At 34.8% G+C, this 8,270-nt stretch carries 9 protein-coding genes; 2 read left to right on the forward strand and 7 right to left on the reverse strand.

Features of this window, described 5'->3' with window-relative positions; translation table 11 throughout:
- The first annotated feature begins 83 nt into the window (after positions 1–83).
- Entirely contained in the window at positions 84–692 is a 609-nt protein-coding gene (gene rpsD / locus FYJ55_RS04545; RefSeq protein WP_117570841.1) for a 30S ribosomal protein S4, read from the forward strand.
- Positions 693–779: 87 nt separating this feature from the next.
- Here the strand turns inward: rpsD and FYJ55_RS04550 are convergent, their stop codons facing one another.
- From FYJ55_RS04550 to rdgB, 7 genes are all read right to left on the reverse strand, one after another.
- Complete coding sequence (locus tag FYJ55_RS04550; RefSeq protein WP_154555834.1) at positions 780–1,088, reverse strand: single-stranded DNA-binding protein; 309 nt, start codon at positions 1,086–1,088, stop codon at positions 780–782.
- A gap of 174 nt (positions 1,089–1,262) precedes the next feature.
- Entirely contained in the window at positions 1,263–2,516 is a 1,254-nt protein-coding gene (gene yfmH / locus FYJ55_RS04555; protein WP_154555835.1) for an EF-P 5-aminopentanol modification-associated protein YfmH, read from the reverse strand.
- Positions 2,506–3,705 (reverse strand): M16 family metallopeptidase, encoded by a 1,200-nt coding sequence (locus tag FYJ55_RS04560; RefSeq protein WP_117570838.1) that lies wholly within the window; start codon positions 3,703–3,705, stop codon positions 2,506–2,508. The genes yfmH and FYJ55_RS04560 overlap by 11 nt, the downstream gene beginning before the upstream one ends.
- Positions 3,706–3,773: 68 nt before the next feature.
- Entirely contained in the window at positions 3,774–5,021 is a 1,248-nt protein-coding gene (locus tag FYJ55_RS04565) for an NlpC/P60 family protein (protein ID WP_117570837.1), read from the reverse strand.
- 204 nt (positions 5,022–5,225) lie between these two features.
- The gene (locus FYJ55_RS04570) at positions 5,226–5,759 is read right to left on the reverse strand and encodes a hypothetical protein (protein WP_154555836.1); all 534 of its coding nucleotides are present in this window, start codon (positions 5,757–5,759) and stop codon (positions 5,226–5,228) included.
- On the reverse strand, positions 5,737–6,258 hold the full coding sequence (locus tag FYJ55_RS04575) for a tRNA (cytidine(34)-2'-O)-methyltransferase (protein ID WP_117570835.1): 522 nt from the start codon (positions 6,256–6,258) through the stop codon (positions 5,737–5,739). Before FYJ55_RS04575 ends, FYJ55_RS04570 begins: the two co-directional genes overlap by 23 nt.
- A gap of 1 nt (position 6,259) precedes the next feature.
- Positions 6,260–6,835 carry an RdgB/HAM1 family non-canonical purine NTP pyrophosphatase gene (gene rdgB / locus FYJ55_RS04580; protein WP_154555837.1) on the reverse strand — a complete coding sequence of 192 codons (576 nt, stop codon included), beginning with the start codon at positions 6,833–6,835 and terminating at the stop codon, positions 6,260–6,262.
- A gap of 397 nt (positions 6,836–7,232) precedes the next feature.
- On the opposite strand from rdgB, the gene FYJ55_RS04585 reads away from it, so the two are divergent.
- Entirely contained in the window at positions 7,233–8,174 is a 942-nt protein-coding gene (locus FYJ55_RS04585) for a tRNA-guanine transglycosylase (RefSeq protein ID WP_229771083.1), read from the forward strand.
- The last annotated feature ends 96 nt before the right edge of the window (positions 8,175–8,270 follow it).

An 8,270-nucleotide genomic window follows, 5' to 3' on the forward strand; every position in this document is an offset into this window, starting at 1 on the left:
GAAAATATCATTGTCAACACAACCTTTAAAGATTTGTACTGTTATTGTTTTGTGGATGATATAAAACAATAGGAGGAAAAATTATGTCAAGAAACACAGGAAGCGTTTGGAAGAAGTCACGCCGTCTTGGATTCTCAGTATTAGAAACTGGTGAAGAATTAACTCGTCGTAACACAATTCCAGGACAACACGGAAATGCTCGTCGTCCAAAATTAACAAACTACGGTATCCAATTACAGGAAAAACAAAGAATTCGTCACACTTACCAATTAAGTGAAAAACAATTCTACAACACTTACTTAAAAGCAAGTAAAAAAGCTGGTTCTGCTGGTGAAAACTTCTTAGTAATGTTGGAATCTCGTTTAGATAACATCGTTTATCGTATGGGATTTGCACGTACTCGTCGTGCTAGCCGTCAGTTAGTAAACCACGGACACGTATTAGTAGATGGTAAAAAAGTAGATATCCCTAGTTTCCAAGTAAAACCAGGACAAGTTATCGAAATTCGTGAACGCGCTAAAAACTTAAGCGTAATCAACGAGGCTTTAGAAGCTGCAACAGCAACTGTTGATTTTGTTGAAGTAAACAAAGATGCTAAGAAAGGTACTTATGTTCGTTACCCAGAACGTAAAGAACTATTCACAGCTCAAGAAATCAACGAATTGTTAGTAGTAGAATTCTACAACCGTTAATCTTAGGCATAGAACAAGAAAGAAGCGAATGGATCGCTTCTTTTTTTTGTGGATGTGTTTTCTTAATTCATGTATTTTATCTGTTGATCAACGTAGAAAATCAACTTTTTCAGCTACAAAGCCATAGTTTAGATATACCCTGTCATCCTTCTGGTATTTACGCGAATGAATACGACCATTAATTCCTACATAATCTCCAATCTTACACGAAGCACTTACAGTTTCTGCAAGACCTCGCCATACTTCAACGACCACATCATCACTTTCATAAACACCTTCTGAATTTGGAAAATTACGCTGCACTCGAATTGGAAGCTCACAAGTCTTTAATCCATTGCTTGTCTCCTTTAACATTGGCATGTCCGTAATTTTACCCACGATACTAAACGCATTCATAATTGATTATCCTCCTTCAATTCTGACCACCATATTTATCACCATCCTTCTTCAATGGTATTCTACAAATATGTCACATATAAAACAAACGACCTATCTTATCTATAGGTCGTCTTTTTATGCGTTTTACATGCGTTTTTCCCCTCTAATTCGATTAAAAAAACACAAATTAGATCAGATAGAGTCATTCGGAAGAATTTTTGTCACACAAGAATGTGAGAAATCCAAATCCTTAATATAGGCATGTACCTGCTCAATTTTCATATTTTGAATGCTATTTAAATTCTCTATATAGTCGTACTCCTCAAAGTGACTTCGAAGTAAATCATTGGCCAAGCCATCAAAATGATCTAAGCCACGCAAATTATTTGCGATTGCCTGTGCATGCAACGACTGATAGTCTTCATCAGAAATCGACGTATTCTGTACAAGCTCATTTACAAGTTCAATAAAGGCATTTGGATTTACTGTTTGAGCATAAAACAAGATGTAACTATGATCCAAAGTAAAGTCCGCTTCTGCACCCACAAACTGTGTAAAGATTCTTTGATCTAGCCATGCTTGAAATTTAGGATTTAAAGGCCCCATAATAGAATCTAACCACATATTCACTGCAAAATCTTTTTCAAATGCTTCTGCCTTTGTCTTGCAAGCATCCATCTTATAGCCAACACATACAAATGGCTGATGAATATCCATGTGATCGACATACTCTTTGCGATTTACTTCCTTTGGCTCTTCCTTAAAGACACGCTCAATCTTTTTATTTAACTTACTCAACACATCTTTTTGACATTCCTTGATCCAATCCATGATTTCATTTGTATCTTTTCCAGTTACACCCACAAGGCACAATTTACTAGGATCATAATTTAATGCATAAAATTGTTTTAAATCCTCCATGCTCATATCTTGAATATCTTCTTTTGAACCGAGTACATCCACTTTCATTGGATGATATTGAAATAAAGAAATCAAAGTTTCTTTAAAAAGACGTTGTTCAGGCGATTGTTGATACATATCATATTCACTAAGAATAATCCCCTTTTCTTTTTCAATCGTTTCATTTGTCACATCTAAATTTTCGACAAAATCCAATAAAAGTTTTAATGGCTTTTTCACATCCGCCGTAGTCGAAAAATAAAATGCCGTTTCTGTATAAGAAGTATATGCATTTGTAGAACACTGTAAGTTCGCAAATAAATCACTTACATCTTCTCCATCCAAATAAAACATTTGATGCTCTAAATAGTGCGCAATCCCACTCTTATGTCTAATCACTTGCCCATCTACTCTTTGATCAATATCAAATCCACCTACTTTAGCTCCTAAAAGAAATAGTGATTTTTGATAATCTGGTTTATGAACAAGAATCACCTGTAAACCATTCGACAATGTTTCTTTTTTAATATCCAAATTATAATTCATTTTCTTTCTCCGCAACAATGGCCACTGAAGCCAAATTCAATCGTAAAGCAACACGTGAAATATCATCCTTTGTCACCTTCATAATTCTCTCAATTCTTTGCTCAGGCGTGAGCTGGCGATGTAAAAGATCATCTAAAAAAGCTTGTGCAATCAAAGATTGAGCATGATCTAATCCACTAATAATACGGTCCTTATAGTCCATCTTTGCGATTTCTAAATATCGATCATCATAATCCATATTCAATAATCGATCTATTTGTGTTTCTATCAAATTTAATACTTTTGTGACATCCTTACGATTCACACCCGTATGAATTAATAAAGCTCCATCAAAGCGAATAATAGAAGAGCTTATAGAATAACAAAGACTATTCTTTTCACGAATTTCATCAAACATTAAATTCTTCTGGCTTTGCCCCAAAATACTATTTAAAAGGAGTTCAGCCTCATAATCCGAACTTGAAATATCAACACCTGTCGAATAGACTTGCGAAATACAAGTTTGCGCAATATCCTTTTCAAACGTTTTATAGCTTGTTTCTACTACAGGAAGCAATGTTCTTTCTGATATAAAAGCACAATGTGAATCTAAACCATCAATATAATCATACAATTCATCCGTTACATAACCACAGATATAGAAGTGTTTTGCCATTTCCATATATAGCGTATAGACTTTTTTCACATCGTCTAAAGTAAGTGTCTCTAAATCTTTTAAACTTCCCTGCACTGGAATTGAAATTGAATGTTTATCATGTGCCATATCAAAGGCATACATACATGATAAATTAGCAGGATCATCCATTTGTGCCAATAATCTATTTTTTAATAAATACACAGATTCCTTAAAGTTTTCCTCATCCAATACAGAATGAAACAGAACTTCATCCATAATATCTTTAATTTTATCTAAATAACATTTATCTTCAATCCAGTCTGGACGGACAAACTGAAAACGAACATCGAGTTGAACAAGATCTCCATAAGATGTTAAACCGTAAGACACCTTTGTTCCATAAGCACGATTTAAGGTAGAAGCTAATTTTTGTTTCGAATTCATTTTCTGCGTTTTCGCCTTCATCATATACACAAGCACGTTTAAGGCACTAATTGTATTTCGATGAAAAGGCATCATGGTTTTACAAGAAACATAAACATCACTAAATTTTTGCGTTTGTATATAGTTCATAAGTAAACCTCCTTGAAAATATATTAATAATTCTACCACAAAAGCAAAAAAAAAGGCTAGAATTCAATCTAGCCTACGTGAACGTATCCAATTAATGCCTTGTCACAAGAAACGCTTGCTACAACAGTCTGGCTTCCGTACCATCCACCATGAACTGCTTGTCCGTTTCCAATGTAAATAGCGACATGTCCTGAATAAACAATAATGTCACCTGCAACTGGACTTGATGTGATTGTACCAAGACTCAAATAATCTTCTGGCCAACCGTGGAAATTAATTCCTACAGCTCTCAAAGCGTTTGTTACTAACATTGTACAATCTTGTGTAGCTCCTACTTGTGCTAATGCAGCAGCAGCGATTGCTGAACTGTTCACACTTGGGGTTGGGGCTACATAATTATTAGCTGGAGCACTAGGAGTCGATGTCTGTGCTGGCGCTTGTGTTGTAGTTGTTGTACTTTGAGCTGGAGCACTTTGAGTAGTTGTTTGTGCTGGAGCCTGAGTCTGAGATTGAGTCGTTGTATCTTGAGTTGGAGTTGTTTCCTCAGAAGGGGTTACTTCAGTCGCAACACCATTTTCATCAATCTTATATCCATCTTTTTCGGCATTTTTAATCAAATTACCATTTTCATCGAACGCATATTTAACACCTTCGATTTCAACGATTTGATTCTTAGTTACTTCACCATTTTCTGCATAATACAATCTTTGACCGTTGATCTCTTGCCATCCTGTACGGAAAGTACCGTCTTCTTGAGTGAAATATGTTTTTCCGTCTACATCAAATTGACCTGTAGCCATCTTTCCATCTTCACCAAAGAAATACTTCTGGCCATCGATTTCCTGCCATCCTGTTACACAATTTCCATCGGCATCAAAATAATATTTTGAACCATTTTCTTCAACCCAGTTTGTTGAAGTTTTGTTTCCTTTTTCATCGTAGTATGATTTACCATCATTACTCCAACCATGAAGAAGGACACCTTCTTTTTGGAAATGATACTCACTACCCTGAATAGTTACAGAACCTGTTGCAGCAGTTCCGTCTTGTTGGAAATAGTAAGTTTCATCTGAAACAGTCTGCCATCCAAACTGCATTTCTCCTTTATTATTAAAATAATAAAGTTCCTTATCGATTTTTGTTAAACCAGTAGCTGTCTGACGATTTGATTTTAAAACATAATAACGATCTGCGCCTTCACCATGCCATCCTGGTTGAACTTCTTTAGCATACATTGTCGAAACAATTGGTCCAGAAGTCAGTAGACATAGGCTTACGGCTAAAATTTTACTGTGCTTTTCGATAAAATTCATCATATCACCTCTTCGTTGCAACAACTGAAGTTTAACAAGATTTAATTTTTGTTGCAAATTTTCGCAAAAAAATCATTTGCACTTTTTAGTAATTAATTTCTTAAATATTTCTTAATAACCTTTATATAAAGCATCTCAATATAAATTATGGTAAATTATGTGATTTTGTAAAAAATTGTACATAATTTATAACATGTATAACGTTGTCTACAAATTGTGAACAAATCTATCGTGTTCTAAGATTATACGTACCAAGCCAAAAAGCCATTGAAGAATCACTATACCAGCAAAGATCAAACCGCCTATTGAAAGCCATTTTAAACAATTTATTACCAAATATACACTTGCAGCATTCATACCTTTTACAATCCAAATGGTACACCAAATGTATTTAAATACATTTAAAATGATAATAATTTGATATTTTTGAGCCAAAATCAGCAATCCTACAATCCCCATTATGTCTATCAATTTTATACAACTAACAAGACCAGCCATGTTCAATGATGGATTTGAAATCACATAATATATAATACGAATCAAAACACTCGATTCATAATTGGATAGATGCGCCTGCAAATTGAACAAGCTTTCATAATCAGCTATAAAATATACTTTATAAAATAATAATAACTGCCAAATATTCTGCCACAACCAATACATTGTTATAAATATAACAAAAATAAAGATTCGCTTTTCAAACGAATCTACATAACGATCAATCAATCTTAAGATTTTCAAGCCAATCCTCTCCCTTAAGTTCTTCATGTGTACTTAGTCCAGGATAATCAAGTTGGCGTAATACTTCATAAACGATAATGGCAGCACAATTGGACAAATTCAAACTTCTCGCATTTGCGACCATAGGCAAACGCATACAAGTATCTAAATGATGTTGAAGAATTTTTTTATCAACACCTGTACTTTCTTTTCCAAGAACCAAATAAACATCGCCTTCTTCTTTAGTAAAATCAAATTCACTAGGTGCTTTTTTACCATAACGAGTCATAAAATAATAGTGTTCACTTGGATTTTCAGCCACAAACGCATCCCAATCTTTATGAATATGGATATCCGCATCCTTAATATAATCCATTCCTGAACGACGCAAATGCTTTTCATCCAAAGAAAAACCCAATGGTTCAATTAAATGTAAACGCGAACCCGTAGCCATACAAGTTCGAATGATATTTCCTGTATTTTGGGGAATTTCAGGTTCATACAATACTACATGCAACATATTATTTACTCCAGTCCTTTAAAAATTTCTCAAGTGCAACCCCTCTATGAGATACACTATTTTTCTTTTCTTCACTCACATTGGCAAGTGTTGTCTTAAATTCAGGATAATAGAAGATTGGATCATATCCAAAGCCATTTGTTCCAACCATTTTATCATGAATCAAGCCTTCACACTCTCCACGATATACATGTTCTTTTCCATCTTCATCAATATAGGCAATGACACACACATAACGAGCCGTGCGCGTTTTTCCCTTTACCTGATCTATAATATATTGATTCTTGATATCATAGCTTGTGCCTTCACCTAAAAAACGAGCTGAATACACACCTGGCTTCTTATCCATCGCATCTACTTCCAAACCAGAATCATCACTGATTACAGGTTCATGAAGTTCATTAAATAAAGTATGAGCTTTAATTAGCGCATTCTCTTCAAATGTTGTACCATCTTCTACAATATCAATCTTATGACCTAGATCTTTTAAGCATTTAACTTGGCAATCCTTCAACATCGTCTGAAACTCTTCGACTTTATGAGCATTGCTCGTTGCTATCCAAATTGTTTTTTTCATTTTATCACCGATATATATTATAGAAAGAAAAAATGGGGTTTTCAACAAGAGTTGTGCTAAATTGAACCTCTCCGCATCGAAGTGACGACTGTTCTTAGATTGCATTAAAAAACCAAGTACAGTATCCATATGTGTATAGTGTGCTGTATATGTTCTTGTCTTGTCAATCAGAGACGATATTGGCGATCGATGAAAACACAAGTTCTGTAACAATGTGTATTTTCTTAGGTATTTTTAATCTAGGTATTGGATTAGGATCTTTTATTGGAGGACAAACCATTAATCTTCTTAACATTCAATCCATTGGATATATTGCCGGTATTATCGCTATACTCAGCATAATCTTCTATATAAGACGCCGCTAATATGTGATAGAATAAATGGGTTGGAGGAATTTATGGAATACAAGAACGACAATAAATTTTATTTTGAAATTGAAAAAAGAATTCCTGGTCATTTAGGAAGAGCCGGAATTATACATACACCTCATGGAGACATTAAAACGCCGGCATTCATGTGTGTAGGAACACATGGTGAAGTTCGCTTTGTTTCTATGGAAGAATTAAAAAGTATTAATGCTCAAGCCATGTTGAGTAATGGATATCATTTACGAAACATTTCCCCTGAGATTGCCGCCAATGGAGGTTTATCCGCATGGTCAAAATGGAACGGTCCAACCTTAACGGATTCCGGTGGATTTCAAGTGATGTCTTTAGGTTCTGGCTGCGGAAAAGTTGTCAGCATGAAACGTGAAGACAATATGAAGAATACCGAAGAAGAAAAACGTTTGGCCCACGTAACAGAAGATGGAGTACACTTTCACGATCCATTTACAGGTCAAGAAGATTTTATTGGTCCAGAAGAAAGTATGCAAATTCAATGTCGCATTGGAGCCGATATTCATATGGCCTATGATGAATTAACTTCTTTAGCCGATACATACGAGTATAACGTTGAATCCTTGGCAAGAACTGAGCGTTGGGCAAAGAGAAGTCTTGATGAACATAAGAAACATTGTGATGATTTAGGCTACCATCAATCTTTATATGGTGTAATCCAAGGTGGACGTTGGGAAGATCTAAGAAGATCAACTTGTAAAAAGTACGCTCAAATGGATTTTGATGGTTATGGATTAGGTGGTGCTTTCCTTAAAGAAACACTAGGTGATATCTTAACTTGGTGTAACGAAGAACTCCCTGAAAATAAACCAAGACACTTATTAGGATTGTCTCATCCAGATGATATCTTGATTGGTACAGAAAATGGTGCCGACACATTTGATTGTGTAGCTCCTACAAGAGAGGCAAGTGGTACTATGTCAAGATTTAAGACAACTTAAATATCTGTTTTTTTAATGTTTATGTTTCAAATATTGTTTTTCAAAATTTTGTGGAGATTCATATTCACAATGTGAGTGAATTCGTGTTGTATTATA

The organism is Holdemanella porci (genome assembly GCF_009696075.1).
Lineage (GTDB): Bacteria > Bacillota_I > Bacilli_A > Erysipelotrichales > Erysipelotrichaceae > Holdemanella > Holdemanella porci.